We start from the raw sequence: 15,592 nt of genomic DNA, 5'->3' as shown, positions 1-15,592 counted from the left end.
GGAAAGGCGTAACGGCTGGCGGGAATCCTGAACACCATCATTTCTTGTAACTAGTTTCTTGGGAGTCTGGAATCGCAGCGGTTGCATTAGCGTGCAGCCAGATATGCCTGGGGTGGCAAGTCTTGATCAAATCAAAGCGCAGGCCCGAAGAAGTAAGTTCGGCCCATTAGAAGCAGAAAATGCGCTTATGGGTTGCAGAAGGCGCGGGCGTTGGCGGTCCATTTTCCAAAGCCGGTGGCAACCATGTTGGCGATCACCCGGCAGACATAGACCTTCTGCGCAGGGTCGTTGTCGGGACCGGCATGATAGCGGGCGACGGCCATCGACCAGGTCTCGTGGCGGGCATGGAGACTGGCCAGGAAGCGCGCCGCGTAGTCGACATTCTGGCGCGGATCGAGCATGTCCTCGACGCTGCGGAAATGCGCGGCATGGTAGTGGTGATTGATCTGCATGCAGCCGAGATCGATCAGCGTCTTGCCCTCGCGCTGCGCATTGGCGAAGGTGGCAAGCGCCTCGGCGCGGCTTCCCGGGAAGACCGCTTTTCCTTCTACATTCAACGCGTTAGGCTGAAGGCTGCCTTTCTTGCCGGTTTCGGTCAGGCCGACGGCATAGAGGATGCCGGCGGGCACGCCATAGCGGTCGGCGGCGCGCAGGATCTCGGGCTCGCAAGGGTTGGTGGCGGCGATGGCGCCGTTCACGAGACTAGATAAAAATATCGCCGCCAGCGCGCTCGCGAGAAGGCGAAGCGGCACGGCCGTAATCCTGCGCGTCATCATGACTACCCCTTGCGGATTGCTGACCCGGTTGCTGGCCGCCGGTCCCACTGCCGCCGCCGGAGTTTCCGGGCTGAAACGATGACTGGTCGCGGCCAGGTGTCGTGGTCAGGGAGGCGGTTGCATCCGTCCGAGTTGCCGCCGGGACAGCCACCGATGGTTGCATGATGGTGACCTTATCCACCTCGAATCCCAGGCCGCGCAGCGATTTCACGATCGCCTCGCTGTCGCTGGAAAGGCGGCGGTAGGCATCATGCGTTTCGGGCTTCAGTTCAATCGAAAGTTGTTCTCCCGAGAGGCGAAGATGGGCCGTCACCATGCCCAGCTCGGCCGGGTGAAGTTCTATCTTCAAGACATGTGTCGGAACGGCAACAGAGCCGGCCAGATGGCTGGTCGCCGACGCCATTGAAAGCGCTTGGCGCGGGCCGCCATCGGCCGCTATTGCATTGATTACGTTGAGGGCTGCCTGGCTCATCGGAGCCTGCGGCGGAGCAGGGAAGCTGCGCTCGGAAACCACGTCGATGCGCGCCGATGCCGGGAGCTGTTTTCCTGGATCTGACCGCAGCGATGACTGAACGTCGGCGATGGACTTCGGTTGCGGCGCCGCCTGTTTCGGCTCCGCGCCCGGCACCTCGGCCGGCGCCGCCTCGGGAAGCGGGCCAGCGGCGATCGCATTCTCACGCCCTGGCGCGCCAGCGGCGGTATCGCGGACGGACTGGCCGTCGAGCTTCGTCAGCGGCCCATCGACGAGCGATGCCCGCTCGGGCTTCGACATGGGTTCGAGATCGTCATGCCCGGCTGCGGATTTCGCCCGATAGGCCTTAGGCGCGACTTGCCCCCCGGGCGGCGGCTCCTGCCCGGTTTCGTCTGCATCGGCCGACGTGGCAGATGTCGAGAAGTGGCGCAGCTCATGAAACGCCATCAGCAGCGGCAGATGGTCGTCGAGCGGTGCGGCGCCAGTCGCCGGCGTTTCGGCGTCTGCGTCCTTGTCCGTCCCAACGTCCTTGCCGTCTTTCATCGATTTCGCGGCTGGGAAGCCGGCGGACGCGGCTCTCGTCTTGCCGACTGGCATCGGTTCGTCCTCGCCGGCTTGCGCCGCAAGGTCGGAGGCAAGCTTGCTCCAGCGCGGATCGCGCGAGATGGCCTCGGCCGCCGGCTGCTTTTCCGAGTGGGCCCGGCTTGCGCCGGCACGCACCATCTTGCCGAAACCAGCATCATCCGTATTTCCGGGCGTGGCCGACTGCTCCGCCGTCGTACGCGCGGCGGTAAATCCTGGCAGGGCCGGGCCGAGGTTGGGGGTCATTTCGGGGCGGCTCCAAGCATCTGGTCGATCAGGTCGAGCTGTCGACGGGTTCTCATCATGGCGGCGTCGGTCGGATCGGTTGTGCCGGGACCGGCAGAGGTGGCTGGCGCCGATGCAGGCAGGACCGTCGCTGAATCGGCTGCAGGCGCCGAAGCCGGCGCGGCGGCCTTTGTGCCGGATGGCGCAATGGCGGGCTGTTCGGAGACGGCACCTTCGACAGGCGGCAACCCGGCAGCGTCGTCGGCCTGTGCGGCGGCGGCCTCGGGTTCGGGCGGCGGGGCTACCCTGGTGGCTGGAAGGGAAGCCGGTGGCGCCACCACCTCACCGGCGATGGTCTGCGCGGCGTCGAGCAGGGCGCGATCACCGTCCGACAGCCTGCTGCGGTCGATCTTGCCAAGCTTGGCGCGAACATCCCCGATGGTGCCCGAGGTCACGGTGGACAGGCTGGAGTAGAGCAGGGCGCGCGGATCGCCCTGGTTGCTGTTGCCGTCGCGGCCCTGCACGGCCCGCGCCGAGGCGAAGGCCGACAATTCGCCAAGGCCGTCGATCGCGGCACGGCGGGCGATGCGCAGATAGATCACCTTCTCGCGCTCGGGATCCATCATCGAGGTGATGTCGGCCAGCTTGTCCTGGCCGATCGACATGTGCAGCGCGATGACGCCGGACACGAAAGAATCCGCGAACTGGCTGGCATAGGGCGAATAGAGATAGCGCTCGACATACTGGGTGGAGGCAAGCGCGAAACGCGCCGCATCGCCCTGCGCTGCGGCAATGCCGACCGAACGCCGCAAGGCGGCTTCCTCGACCAGCGTGCCGGGGCTGAGAAGTCTGGCCTCGTCGAGCAGTGTGAGCGCCACCGCCGGTTGATCTCCGGCAAGCAGCGACCCTTTGACCAGGGCAAGGAATGCGCCGAGATCGCCGGAGAGCATCATCGGATCGATCGGCGTCAGCGCTTCGATCGCCTCGCCGGGGCGGCCATTGAGATAGTCGATGACGCCCCTGGCGATGGCAAGGCTCGGCGGATCAGCGGCGGCGCGCGAGACGGCCGTCTCGACGGTCACCGGATTGCCGCCGCTCATGCCGTAGACCAGGAGCGCGCGAAAATTCCTGGCGTCCTTGAAGTCCTCCGCATCCGCTTCGCGCAGGCGCGCATCGGTCATTTCGAGCAGCTTGGCCTGCATCGGCATCGCGGCGTGATCGCCGGCGGCGATGCGGTCCTGGATGAGTTGCAGCGAGCGCACGAGCTGGTAAGGCTGCAGCGTGTCCTGGGCGAAGCCGGCGGACGGATATCCGGCGGCCAGCAGCAACAGGCCCATCAAGCGGCTGATGACGGCCGCCCGCTTCATCCGCCGGTCGCCATCAGGATCTCGATGCGGCGATTGACCGCCGACATCGGATCGGCGCGATCTTTCGGCTGGCGGTCCGCGAAGCCGGCAACCTCGGTAATGCGGCGTTCGTCGACGCCGCCGCGCACGAGCATGTAGTAAGCGGAATGCGCCCGCGCCGTCGACAGCCGCCAATTGTCGTAGCTGGCGCTGCGGAAGGGCCGCGCATCGGTGTGGCCATTGATACTGATCGTCCCCTTCTGGCTGTTGACGATGCGGCCGATCTTTTCCATCGCCAGCACCAGCTCGCGGCGCGGCAGCGCCGATCCGATTTCGAACATGCCGAAGTCGAGCTGGTCGGTGATCGATATGACGACTCCTTTATCGGTGGCTTCGACGGAGACGCCGTCATGCAGCTTGTCGCCAGGCTTGAAGGCGTCGGCCAGCTGGCGCTTGACCTCGGCGGCGGCTTTCAGCGCAGCGGCTGTCGGTGCCTTTTCCGCGGCCTCGGGCTTTGCAGCCTCTTGCTGCGCAACGGTCGCATCCATCGCCTTGCCGTCGGCCGCCATGGCGTCGCTGGCCTTGGTGGCGCCGGCCTTGGCCATGGCGGCGTCCTCGCCGTCCTGTGCCAGCGGCTCGAGCGGTGCGTCCTCGACCAGTGGTGCCGGCGGCACGGCCTTGACCTTGGCGACCTGTGTCTCGGCGGCCTTGTCGCCGGGCTTGAGCGGGTCGCCCTCGATCCTGGGGCGCTGGGCGCTTGCCTCGGCGACGGGCGCGGCGACCTGCTGCGACCAGAAATCCGGCTCGAAGGGATCACGGTAGGACGCGCCGCCGGAGGCGCCGGTCGCGGGACCCGCATTTTGCGCGCCGCCGTCGCCCTTCTGGCTGACATTCTGCATGACGCCGGTGTCGGTGGCGATCTCGGAGAGCACCGCGTAAGGGTCGGCGAAGAGGTGATCGTCGGACTGTTGCGGCTGCTGTGCCTGCTTGTCCTGCTTGCGGTTGGACGAGCCCACGGCGCCGATGCCATCCTGTCCGGTCTTGATGGTCGCGTCCTGCGGCTCGTCGGCCGTCAGCCCGACCGAGCGCGGCCCATTGCCGAGATCCTTAAGGCCCTTGCGGCTCGACTCACGGTCGACGAGCTTGACGGGATTGAAGTAGCTGGCCACGGCCGTCTTGGTCTGCTCGTTGGCGGCGTTGATCAGCCACATGACCAGGAAGAAGCACATCATCGCGGTCATGAAGTCGGCGAAGGCGATCTTCCAGACGCCGCCGTGGTGGCCCTCGTCGTGGTCGTCATGACCCCGGCGCACGATGATGATCTCGTGCCTGCCATGATCGGCTTCGGCGACGCTCATGACAGCACCTCGGAGAGGGTTGCCGACCATTCGGCCATGCGTGTCTCGAACACGGCTTCGTCAACGGTGACCGTCAGGTCGAAGCCGGGCGCCTCGACGAAGTCGAGATTTGCAGCGCGGGCGCCAAGCGATGCCTTGAGCGTTTCGAACAGCGACAGCGGCCCACGAACGGCGATGCGCACCGCTTCGCCGTCGCCGACGGCTTCGCGAACCGCGCTGGCGAGCGCTTCAAGCGAGCGCCGCTGCAGATCGTCACTGACGACGCCGCCAATGATGCGGGCGACCGTTGCGGCGACAAGATCCGTCACACGCGCCTCCATGGCATCGATGCGCGACGAGACCGCCTTGCCGATATCGCCGCCGAAGCTTTCGAGAAAAATCCTTGCTTCCTCGGCATGCGCCTGGCGCTCGGTTTCCAGCGCTGCGTGATGGGCGGCCGAGAGCCGCTCTGCGAGCGTCGCCTCCGCCTGGGCGACCGCCTCGGCGATCAGCGTGCCGATATCGGCCTGCGGCTCGGCTGCTTCCGGCCTGTGCTCGGTCGCAGCCTGAACCTTGCTGACGCGCGGCGCACGCGGACCGAAATCGGGGAGAAGATCGAAAAGGGCTGCGGAGGGCATGGTTTAGGCCGCGACTTCCTGGGCGGCCCATTTGCGCAGGATCTGCGCGGTGCGCTCCTCGTTGATGTCGACCATGCGGGCAAGCCGCTCCTGCGGTGCCGGCCTGATCTTCTGGCGAAGATCATCGAGCGGGGTGGCGCCCGGCCGCGCGCCCGGCAAGGCGCCGATGGCGACACCTGCGTCGGCGGAAGCGGCCGCCTCCGGAGTCGGCAGCGAACGCTGGACCTCGTCGAAATTGGGGCCGGCTATGGCAGGCGTCGCCCTTGCCGTCAGTGCCGCCGCCATCGGGCGCAGGCCGAAGAAGGCCACCAGGAATACGACAACGATGAAGGCGCCGGCGTTGATCAGCGTGCCGGCATGTTGGCCGATCGAATCGAGCATTCCAGCCTGCGGGATCGCCTCGCCGTCCAGCCCATCGATGAACTCGACCGCCGAGACGTCGACGACATCGCCGCGCTTGTCGTCGAAACCGGTGGCCGACGCCACCATTTTCTGGATATCGGCGACGCGCTTGGCGATCTGGTCCGGCGTCGCGTCCTTGCCCAGGATCGCCTTCAGCCGGTCCTGGTTGACAACGACGGCGATCGACATCTTGGTGACTGTGTAGCCGTTGGAGACGGTGGCGATCTTCTTGGAGTTGATCTCGTAGTTGGTGATCTCTTCCTTGCGGTCGTTCTGCGAGGAGGATTGCGGGCCTTCGGTCGCCGTCGCCTGGGTCTCGGGCAGGTTCTGCTCGACGCTGGCGGGGGTGGAGGCCTGCCTCTGGTTGTTGTTCTCATTGGCGCGCACCGACTGCACCGAACGCTCGACGCGGGAATTCGGATCGAAGATGGTCTCTTCCGTCTGGCGGGTGTCGGTGTTGATCTCGGCCTTGACGCTGGCGCGGAAGTTGTCGGGCCCGAGATAGGGGGTGAGTGCGCGGCGGATATTGTCGCCGATCTGTACCTCGACAGTCTGCTCGACACCGAGCGTGCGGGCGGCACTGGTGTTGGAGGGATCATCCCCGGCGGCCAGCAGGTTGCCGTTGGAATCGAGCACCGTCACCTTGTCGGCCGACAGGCCAGGCACGGCGGCGGCGACGAGATGGCGGATCGACTGGGCGCTTTTCTCGGCATCGATGCCGGCATAGCGGATGACGACCGATGCGGAAGGCTGCTGCTCGTCGCGGCGGAAATTGGCGCGCTCGGACATGACGATGTGGACACGTGCCGCCTTGATGCCCGATATCGACTGGATGGTGCGAGCGATCTCGCCTTCCAGCGCACGCACGCGGGTGATCTGCTGCATGAAGGAGGTGAGGCCGAGCGAGCCGACATTGTCGAACAGTTCGTAGCCGGCATTGGCGCTGGTCGGCAGGCCCTTTTCGGCGAGCAGCATGCGCGCCTGCGCCGTGGTGCCGGCCGGCACCAGCACCGAGGTCCCGTCGGCGCCGACATCGAAGCCGATGCCGGCCTCGCCCAGCACCAGGCCGATCTGGTTCACGTCGGAGCGATCGAGCCCGACATAGAGCGTGTCGTAGGCGGGGCGGTTGAGGTAGACCGAGGCGATGCCGATGACGCCCATCACCAGAACGGCGATGCCCGCCAGCATAGCGAGGCGCCTCACACCAAAACCGCGGAGATTCGAGATGATGCTCTGGATCTGTTCCGGCACGATTCAGCGACTCCCAGCATGACTGTCCGCCGGAACACTAGCCTCCGAAGCTTGTGCGAAAATGAAATCGGGCCGCGCTTGCGGCGCAGCCCCTTGATTGGAAATGGAAGAAGCCGCCAGCTATGGCGGAACTAGCCGTTCTTGAACAGCGACAGGATCGATTGCGAGGAACTGTTGGCGATCGACAGCGACTGGATGCCGAGCTGCTGCTGCACCTGCAGGGCCTGGAGGCGGGTCGATTCCTTGTTCATGTCGGCATCGACGAGCTGACCGACGCCGCGGTCGATGGAATCCATCAGGCTCTGCGTGAAGGTCTTCTGCAGGTCGATCGAGCTCTTGGCCGAACCGAGGATCGTGGCGGAGTCGGTCAACTGGCTCATCACCTTGTCGATCTTGCCGATCATCTGGGTGATGATGTCGTCGGTAACGCCGGCCGCCGTGATGTCGAGATTATAGGCGGAGACGTTGTCGATCTTGGCGGGGGTGCCTGTCACCGCGGCCTGGCCGGCGGTGTTTGCGGCGATGTCCATGGCTCCGCCCGCGATCGCGGTGGCATAGGCTGTATCGTACTGGCTCTGGGCGGCCGCGGTGGAATAGACCGAAGTCTGGCGGTCGAGCGTGCCGTAGTTCTTGACGTCGGTGGCGAGACCGGAATCGAACAGCTTGGTGCTCTCGACATCGATGTCGATCGTTCCGAGCGAAATGGCGCCGGATGAGGAGCGATTGAAGGACGAGACGATCTTGGCGTCGGGCTGCACGCCATCATTGGGCGCGGCGACCTGCTTCGACGTCACTGAAAGGAAATTCGAACCCGAAAAGGTGGCGGCATCGGCAAAGGACTTCATCTGCGCCTGGAGCGCCGTGATTTCAGTCTGCGTCTTTACCTTGGCGGCGTCGGCCTGGCCGACGGTGGAAAGCAGCTTGGTCTTGATCTGGCCGATCGTCGTCAGGACATTGTTCATGCCGGTGTAGGCGGTGTCGACCTTCGAGGCGCCGAGGCCGAGCGCATCCTGGACAGTCGAGAGCGCCTGGTTGTCCGAGCGCATCGTCGTGGCGATCGACCAGTAGGCGGCGTTGTCGGAGGCCTCCGAGACCTTGTAACCGGTGGAGATCCGGGCCTGTGTCTGCTCGAGCGATTTGTTGGTGGCGTTGAGGCTTTGAAGTGCGGTCAAGGCCGCGGCGTTTGTCATGATGCTCGCCAAGAAATTCGCTCCTTTTCCCACCCGGTCTTTCTCAAAAAACCGGCATTGCCCTCGCGAGTGTTCGCTCGCCCATGGATTGCCGTCGCGGCCACGGGCCGATTCGCCAATCCTTTGTAAGCTATTGGTTAACCATGACTAGCGCGTTATGGTTAACGGCCTGTTAAAGGCTCGCTTTTGAGGGTTAAGGACCGAGGGTTGCGCGGGGCTGGAGCAAACACAAAACGGGCCGCGCTTTTGGCGCGGCCCGTTGTTTACTACGCTCTAAGGTTGAGCGAAGTGGATTAGCGGAACAGCGACAGGATCGACTGCGAGGAGCCGTTGGCGATCGACAGCGCCTGGACGCCGAGCTGCTGCTGAACCTGCAGGGCCTGGAGGCGGGTCGATTCCTTGTTCATGTCGGCATCGACGAGCTGACCAACGCCGCGGTCGATGGAGTCCATCAGGCTTGACGTGAAGGTCTTCTGCAGGTCGATGGAGCTCTTGGCCGCGCCGAGCTTGGTGGCGGCGGTCGTCATGTCCTTGAGCGCGGCGTCGACGACGGTCATCATCTGCGAGATCTGGCTATCGCTGGCGGCCGTGCCACCCGAGAAGATGGCCAGGCTGGCGACCGAATAGGTGTCGGTAGCCGCTGCGGCAGCGCCGAGCGTCGGGGCCGAGGCTGCTGCCGCAGCGCCGGTGGCGCCGAGGCGATCCGTGTCCAGAATGCCCTTGGCCGTCGGGGCCGCGCCGGCGTCATAGAGCTTGATGCTTTCCACGTTGACGTCGATCGTCGAGATCGAAACAGCACCGCTGGCGTCGCGGTTGAAGGCCGAAACGATCTTCACGTCGGCCGCTGTGCCCGAAGCGGTGGACAGCGAAAGCATGTTGGTGCCGGAGAAGGTGGCGCCATCGGCGTAGGCCTTCAACTGATCCTGAAGCGCCTTGATTTCGACCTGGGTCTTTTCCTTGGAGGCGTCGGTCTGGCCGTAGGACGCGGTCAGCTTCTGCTGGATCGAGTTGATGGTGGTGATCGCACTGTTCATGCCGGTGTAGGCGGTGTCAACCTTCGAGGCGCCGAGGCCGAGCGAGTCCGAAACGGTGGACATCGCCTGGTTGTCGGAGCGCATCGTGGTCGCGATCGACCAGTAGGCGGCGTTGTCGGAAGCCTGGGAGACGCGATAGCCCGTCGAGATGCGGGCCTGGGTGTCCTGAAGCGATTTGCTGGTGGCGTTGAGGCTCTGCAGCGCCGTCAATGCGGCGGTGTTCGTCATGATGCTGGACATGGCTACTCGTACCTTGATTTTACAGGTGTTTTTTTGACATACCGGCTTGTCCGGTATGACGGAGCGGCATCATGCCAATGATCGTCGAAAGAGATCACCCGCCATCTGCGAGCGACTATGGCGGCGAGTTCCTACCAAAGACCTAAATCCGACGGTTAATCGAAAATAATCTGGGAATTCGATGATGGTTCCCGCACCGCCCACCCTTGTCGGCAGACGGTGCCTTTTGCCGGGGCCGTGCGACGGAAACGATCAGGTGAAGGAGCGCACCAGGCTGCCGACAAGCAGGTTCCAGCCGTCGATCAGGACGAAGAACAGGATCTTGAATGGCAGCGACACCACGGTGGGCGGCAGCATCATCATGCCCATCGCCATCGTGATGGTGGCGACGATCAGGTCGATGACCAGGAAAGGCAGCACGATCAGGAAGCCGATTTCGAAGCCGCGCCGGATCTCGGAGATCATGAAGGCCGGCACCAGGATGCGCAGGTCGACCGTGTCGCGCGAGACGGTCTGGCCGCGCTCGCGGGCGAGGTCGGCGAAAAGGTCGAAGTCCTTGTCGCGCACATTGTGCAGCATGAAAGTGCGGAACGGATCCGAGATCTTCTCGAATGCCTCGGTCTGGCTGATCTGGTTGTCCATCAGCGGCTTGACGCCGGTGTTCCAGGCCTGATCGAAGGTCGGCGCCATGACATAGAAGGTCATGAACAGCGACAGCGAAATGAGGATGAGGTTAGCCGGCGTCGACTGCAGGCCGATGCCGGCGCGCAGGATCGAGAAAGCGATGACGAAGCGGGTGAAGCTCGTCACCATGATCAGCAGGCCCGGCGCCACCGACAGCACCGTCAGCAGGCCGAACATCTGGATGATGTAGCCGACGGTGGTGCCATCGGCCTTGCCGATGCCGCCGAGGTCCAGTTGCTGGGCCGCCGCGACGGATGTGGCAGCGCCGATCAGCGCCGCTGCAAGAAGGAATTTCCTCATTCGACCAGCAATGTCCTGATGAGTACCTGTTTGGCATGGCCCTGGCTGCGGATCGAGGCGCGTTCCTCGAGATCGGCTTTCAGGTGCTGGTAACCGCTGGCGCCTTCGATCTGGTGCATCTTCAAGGTGCGCACGAAGGCCAGAAGGTCCTGCTGGATGTCCTCCGCCATCGCCGGCGGCTGCGGCGCGTCATAGACCACGAATGCCTCCATCCTGAACCAGGTGTCGGCAGGCGAGGCGATGTTGGTGGTGATCGGCGCCAGCGCCACGAGCGTCGGCCCCGTGCCCGGCTGTTGCGCGGCGGCGGGCTGGGCAGCCTTGCCCTCGTTCTCCGGCGCGACCGGAACCGACGCCGGTCCTCCGACGCCCTTGAGATAGCCGCCGGACAGCCAGCCCATGCCGATGGCTGCGGCCGTCACCACCAGCAGCATGGCGCCCTGGACGGCAAGGGAAGGTCCCTTGCGAGGCTGAAGCTGTTCGACATTGGCCACGTTGTTCTCCAATCCTAGAACGGAAGAACCTGGTCGAGAACCTGCTGGCCGTAGGCCGGCTGCTGGATCTCGGTGATGCGGCCGCGTCCGCCATATGAAATGCGCGCCTCGGCGATGCGTTCGTAGGGGATCGTATTCTCGGCGCCGATATCGGCCGGCCGCACGATGCCGGCGATGGTCAGCACCCTGAGTTCGGCGTTGACGCGTACCTCCTGCGAACCGGTGATCATCAGATTGCCGTTGGGCAGGACGTCGGTGACGATGGCCGCGACATTGAGCTCCAGCGTTTCCGATCGTTTGATCTCGCCGTCAGCCGTTGTATCCGTGGCCGAGTTGAGCGCGCCGGAACCCTTGCCGGCTGTGCTGAGCTTGTCCCATTGCGCGCTGATGTCGAAACCGAGCTTGCGGTTGGCGGTGCGGCTTCTGTCGTTCTGGTTCTTGAAGTTGGCGCGGTCGTTGATGCTGATCTTGACAGTCAGGATGTCGCCCTGCGACAGCGCCCGGGGATCGGTGAACAGCCGGCTCTGGCGATCGTTCCAAAGCGAGAATTTCTTGACCGGTGCGCGTGGCGACTCCGGGTATTTGTAGAGGGAGCCGGTGTTGCCGCCATCGATGCCGGAGCCGACCGGCGACAGCGCAGGTTCCTTGCCGACCTCCCTGAGATTGGTTCCGCAGCCGGACAGCGCTGCAACCGCGCACAGGATGAGCATTCTGCGGATCATGACGGATCTTCCCTTCGGGCTGCGCTGGCCATGATGCCGGTGAGCGTCGCCGCCGCCTTCTGGTCCATTTCGTTGAGAATGACACTGGCCTTGCGAGAATCGAGCTTCATCAGGATGGCCGCGGCCAGATCTGCGTTGACGATCGCCAGGCGTTCGGCCGCGGCATCGGGCTTCATGCCGGCGTAGATCTTGACGACGCCGTCCTCTGCCCGGGCCAGGAAGACCTCGCGCCGCTTGAGCCACGTCTCGTATTCGGCCTTCTTCTCGTCCAGCGCCTTCATGCGCTGGTCGATGCCGGCCTGGAGCTGCTTCAGTTCTTCCGCCTGCAAGGCATAGCGGCGGTCGCGGGCGGCGTCGGCGATGTTGGAGCAGAAGCGCTCGATCTCGCTTTGGTCAGGCGCCTTTTCCCGCGTCAATTGCCGCGGCGCCATCGCGGGCTGCGCTCCGGGCAGAACCTGGCGAACGGTGTCCTCGGCGTCCGCGCCGCCGGAAAAGGACATGGCCGCGACAGCTGCTGCCGCGAACAGAATTGTGCGGGAGCGGCGCCTTTCATGAGATGAGAGGCGAGGGATCATCGGCATCGCCTATTGGAGAACCAGATCGGCTTGCAGGGCGCCGGCCGACTTGATGCCTTGCAGGATGGCAATGATGCCGTCCGGCTTGACGCCGAGACGGTTGAGGCCGGAAACGAGGGTTTGCAGGTCAGGCCCGTCGAGCACGGCGACGCGGCCGTTGGGCCGGCTGGCGTCGATGGCGGTGAACGGCTCGACGGCGGTTTCGCCCTTGGAGAAGGGTTCAGGCTGCACGACACGCGGCGCCTCGGTGATGCGCACCGTCAGTGTGCCGTGACTGATGGCGACGCGCGAGATCTTGACGTCGTTGCCGATGACGATGGTGCCGGTGCGCTCGTCGATGACGACGCGGGCCGGCGTGTCGGACTCGACCACCAGATTCTCGATCTCGGCATAGAAGCGGGCCGCCGATATGCTCTTCGGCCTCCTGATCTGGACGGTGCGGGAGTCGCGCTCGGCCGCCACGCGCATGCCAAAGCGCTGGCTGGTGTAATCGTTGATCGCGTCGGCGATACGGATGGCGGTCGAAAAATCGGGATTGCGCAATTGCAGCGTTAGCGTCGGCTGGTCATCGAATTCGGCCTTCACCGACCGCTCGACAATTGCGCCGTTCGGGACCCGGCCGGCGGTTGGCACGCCCTGCGTCACTTGCTGGGCCTGACCCTGGGCGGTGAACCCGGAAACGATGACCGCGCCCTGGCCGACGGCATAGATCTCGCCGTCCGCCGCCTTCAGCGGCGTCATGATCAGTGTGCCGCCTGATAGCGAGGTGGCGTCGCCCATCGAGGAGACGTCGATGTCGATGCGGGCGCCCGATTGCACATAGGGGGGCATATTGGCGGTGACGATGACGGCGGCGACGTTCTTGGCGCGCGCGCTGCCGCCCTCGGTGGCGATGCCGAGATTTTCGAGCATGGCGCGGATCGACTGCTCGGTGAACGGCGAATTGCGCAGGCTGTCGCCAGACCCGGCGAGCCCGATGACGAGGCCGTAGCCGACGAGCTGGTTGTCGCGCGAACTCTGCAGCTGGGCGATGTCCTTGATGCGCGAGGCGACCTGGCCCGGCGGCAGCGAGCTTGGCCCGGACGACACGCGGAACATGCGGGTGGTGGTGGCCGGATCATATTCCGGATCGTCGTAAACGCCGCCATTCCTGGCGGCGAGTTCGCGCTTGGCCTTGGGCGTCAGGCCGTCGGCCAGCGCCGGCTGCAGGCCGAGCGTAGCCGCAAGCAGAAGGGTAAATGCGCGCATCATGAAGCGCTGACCTGGATGGTTCCGTCGGCCATCACAGTGCCGGAAAGGATCTTGCCGCTGTCGGTGTTGCGAACCTTGATGAGGTCGCCGGCCGAACCTGGCTGCAAGGTCACGGCGGTCGCCGATATCGTCAGTCCGCCGGCGATGAAGAAGACCTGCACGGCGGCGCCCTGTTCGACCAGCCAGGCCTCGCGGATGGCGGTCGAAGGAATGTAGCGGCCGGGCAGCAGCGTGCGCTTGGCGATCTTGCCCTGCAACTCCTCGGCGCGGGTTGCCACCGCATCGGGCTTGTGCTTGCCCGGGATGAGGGTCACCTGCTTCAGCGCGGTGATCTCGATGGTCTCGCCGGGATAGATGACCCGGTTGGGGATCAGCACGACCTCGCCGGCAGGCTGACTTCTGGCGATCCGCGTTGCCGCTTGGCCTGTCGACTGGCCTGTCGACTCCTGGGCGAAAGCCGGCAAACCACCGACCACCAACGCAAAGGCAAGCGCGGCGCGGCGGAGTGCGGAGCAGGAGATCGGCATGGCCATCGTCCGTTACCTGATGTTCTTGGAGACAACCGAGGCCATGTCGTCGGCGGCCTGGATGACCTTGGAGTTCATTTCATAGGCACGCTGCGCCGAGATCAGTTCGGTGATTTCCTTGACCGGGTCGACGTTGGAAGCCTCGAGATAACCTTGCTGGACGGTGGCGAAGCCGGGGTCGCCGGGCACGCCGACATTGGCCGGGCCTGACGCCGTCGTTTCCTGGAACAGATTGTCGCCGAGCGGCGCCAGCCCCGCCTCGTTGGCGAAGTTGACGATCTGGAGCTGGCCGAGCGTCTGCAGGTTGGTCTGGCCGTCGATGCGGGCGAAGACCTGGCCGGTCTTGTTGACGATGACTTCGACGGCGTTGACCGGCACGGTGATGGCCGGGATGACACTGGCGCCGTCCGCGGTCACCAGCTGACCGGTGGCGTTGGTGTTGAAGGCGCCGGCGCGGGTATAGAGCGTGCCGCCATCTGCGCCCTCGATCTGAAACCAGCCGCGGCCGGTGAGCGCCATGTCGAAACTGTTGCCGGTGCTGGTCAGTTCGCCCTGTGTGTGGACGTTGCGCACCGCGGTCGTCTTGACGCCGAGGCCGATCGAAACGCCCTCCGGCACCAGCGAGGCGTTGGAGCGGTTGGGCACGCCTTGCGTGCGGTCGACCTGGTAGAGCAGATCGGAGAATTCGGCCCGCGCCCGCTTGTAGCCGGTGGTGTTGATGTTGGCGATGTTGTTGGCGATGACTTCCAGATTTGTCTGCTGGGCATTCATGCCGGTGGCGGCAATGGCGAGCGCTTTCATGGCCTAACTCCTCAGATACCCATGCGACTGACTTCGAGATAGGCCGAAACGACCTTGTCGCGGATGGCGACGGCGGTCTGGAGCGCCTGTTGCGCGCTCATCACGGCATCGACGACCTGGCGGGTGTCGGCATCGCCCTTGAGCGCCTGCAGCGACACCTGTTCGGCATTCTGCAGCGTATTTACGGTCTTCGACGCCGCCTGGCTCAGCGCCTCGGTGAAGGAGGTGCCAAGATTGCCCGATGTCGCGGGCGCGACACCGCCTTGAAGCAGGTCGGTCGCCGTGTCGCCCAGCCCAGGCTTCAGGTTAAGCGCGCCGATGCCGTTCACGATCATTGGTTCCTCATCAGGTCGATGGTCATTGAGATGAGGTCGCGCGCCTGCTTCACGACTTGCAGGTTGGCCTCGTAGGAGCGGTTGGCCTCGGTCATGTCGGCCATTTCGATCAGCACGTTGACATTGGGCAACTTGACGTAGCCCTTCGCGTCGGCGGCCTCGTTGCCAGGTTGGAATTCGACGGGAAAGTCACTCGGATCGCGGTCGATCGAGTTCACCGCGACCGTCGAGCTGCCGGAAGCCCGGTCGAGCTCCGAGACGAAGCTGATGGTCTTGCGGCGATAGGGGTCGGCGCCGGGCGTAGTGCCGGTCGACTGGGCATTGGCGAGGTTCTCGGAAACCACGCGCAGGCGCTCGGACTGGGCGCCGAGGCCGGATGCTGCGACTTTCAGGGCTGAGGTCAACGCGTCCAT

At 64.8% G+C, this 15,592-nt stretch carries 17 protein-coding genes; all 17 read right to left on the bottom strand.

What is annotated here, in order from left to right; genetic code table 11:
- Positions 1-185 precede the first annotated feature (185 nt).
- A complete protein-coding gene (locus FJ938_RS00945; RefSeq protein ID WP_246671429.1) occupies positions 186-773 on the bottom strand; it encodes a transglycosylase SLT domain-containing protein in 588 nt (195 codons plus the stop codon).
- Positions 703-1,791 (bottom strand): flagellar hook-length control protein FliK, encoded by a 1,089-nt coding sequence (locus FJ938_RS00940; protein ID WP_246673126.1) that lies wholly within the window; start codon positions 1,789-1,791, stop codon positions 703-705. The genes FJ938_RS00945 and FJ938_RS00940 overlap by 71 nt, the downstream gene beginning before the upstream one ends.
- Positions 1,792-2,072: 281 nt before the next feature.
- On the bottom strand, positions 2,073-3,422 hold the full coding sequence (locus FJ938_RS00935) for a chemotaxis protein MotC (protein WP_140690355.1): 1,350 nt from the start codon (positions 3,420-3,422) through the stop codon (positions 2,073-2,075).
- Positions 3,419-4,759 (bottom strand): MotB family protein, encoded by a 1,341-nt coding sequence (locus FJ938_RS00930; RefSeq protein WP_140690352.1) that lies wholly within the window; start codon positions 4,757-4,759, stop codon positions 3,419-3,421. The genes FJ938_RS00935 and FJ938_RS00930 overlap by 4 nt, the downstream gene beginning before the upstream one ends.
- Positions 4,756-5,376, bottom strand: a complete 621-nt coding sequence (locus FJ938_RS00925; RefSeq protein WP_140607213.1) for a hypothetical protein — start codon at positions 5,374-5,376, stop codon at positions 4,756-4,758. The genes FJ938_RS00930 and FJ938_RS00925 overlap by 4 nt, the downstream gene beginning before the upstream one ends.
- Before the next feature lie 3 nt (positions 5,377-5,379).
- A complete protein-coding gene (gene fliF, locus FJ938_RS00920; RefSeq protein ID WP_140690349.1) occupies positions 5,380-7,029 on the bottom strand; it encodes a flagellar basal-body MS-ring/collar protein FliF in 1,650 nt (549 codons plus the stop codon).
- A 131-nt stretch (positions 7,030-7,160) separates the two neighbouring features.
- Entirely contained in the window at positions 7,161-8,231 is a 1,071-nt protein-coding gene (locus tag FJ938_RS00915; protein WP_140690347.1) for a flagellin, read from the bottom strand.
- 281 nt (positions 8,232-8,512) lie between these two features.
- Positions 8,513-9,493, bottom strand: coding sequence for a flagellin (locus FJ938_RS00910; RefSeq protein ID WP_140607210.1), 981 nt, complete (start codon positions 9,491-9,493; stop codon positions 8,513-8,515).
- A gap of 252 nt (positions 9,494-9,745) precedes the next feature.
- Positions 9,746-10,477 (bottom strand): flagellar type III secretion system pore protein FliP, encoded by a 732-nt coding sequence (gene fliP / locus FJ938_RS00905; protein WP_140690344.1) that lies wholly within the window; start codon positions 10,475-10,477, stop codon positions 9,746-9,748.
- Positions 10,474-10,968, bottom strand: coding sequence for a flagellar basal body-associated FliL family protein (locus tag FJ938_RS00900; RefSeq protein ID WP_140690341.1), 495 nt, complete (start codon positions 10,966-10,968; stop codon positions 10,474-10,476). The genes fliP and FJ938_RS00900 overlap by 4 nt, the downstream gene beginning before the upstream one ends.
- Before the next feature lie 14 nt (positions 10,969-10,982).
- The gene (flgH, locus tag FJ938_RS00895; RefSeq protein WP_140690339.1) at positions 10,983-11,690 is read right to left on the bottom strand and encodes a flagellar basal body L-ring protein FlgH; all 708 of its coding nucleotides are present in this window, start codon (positions 11,688-11,690) and stop codon (positions 10,983-10,985) included.
- Positions 11,687-12,271, bottom strand: coding sequence for a MotE family protein (locus FJ938_RS00890; protein WP_140690336.1), 585 nt, complete (start codon positions 12,269-12,271; stop codon positions 11,687-11,689). The genes flgH and FJ938_RS00890 overlap by 4 nt, the downstream gene beginning before the upstream one ends.
- A 3-nt stretch (positions 12,272-12,274) precedes the next feature.
- Positions 12,275-13,363 (bottom strand): flagellar basal body P-ring protein FlgI, encoded by a 1,089-nt coding sequence (locus FJ938_RS00885; protein ID WP_226890705.1) that lies wholly within the window; start codon positions 13,361-13,363, stop codon positions 12,275-12,277.
- Between the two features lie 149 nt (positions 13,364-13,512).
- A complete protein-coding gene (gene flgA, locus FJ938_RS00880; protein ID WP_140690330.1) occupies positions 13,513-14,049 on the bottom strand; it encodes a flagellar basal body P-ring formation chaperone FlgA in 537 nt (178 codons plus the stop codon).
- Positions 14,050-14,055: 6 nt separating this feature from the next.
- On the bottom strand, positions 14,056-14,844 hold the full coding sequence (flgG, locus tag FJ938_RS00875; RefSeq protein ID WP_140607203.1) for a flagellar basal-body rod protein FlgG: 789 nt from the start codon (positions 14,842-14,844) through the stop codon (positions 14,056-14,058).
- 11 nt (positions 14,845-14,855) lie between these two features.
- On the bottom strand, positions 14,856-15,179 hold the full coding sequence (locus FJ938_RS00870) for a flagellar hook-basal body complex protein FliE (protein WP_181168975.1): 324 nt from the start codon (positions 15,177-15,179) through the stop codon (positions 14,856-14,858).
- Positions 15,176-15,592, bottom strand: coding sequence for a flagellar basal body rod protein FlgC (gene flgC, locus FJ938_RS00865; RefSeq protein ID WP_140607202.1), 417 nt, complete (start codon positions 15,590-15,592; stop codon positions 15,176-15,178). Before flgC ends, FJ938_RS00870 begins: the two co-directional genes overlap by 4 nt.

This window comes from Mesorhizobium sp. B2-4-14 (genome assembly GCF_006442155.1).
Taxonomy (GTDB): domain Bacteria; phylum Pseudomonadota; class Alphaproteobacteria; order Rhizobiales; family Rhizobiaceae; genus Mesorhizobium.
The sequence above is the reverse complement of the archived record's forward strand: the minus strand, read 5'-3'. Positions and strand labels throughout refer to the sequence as shown.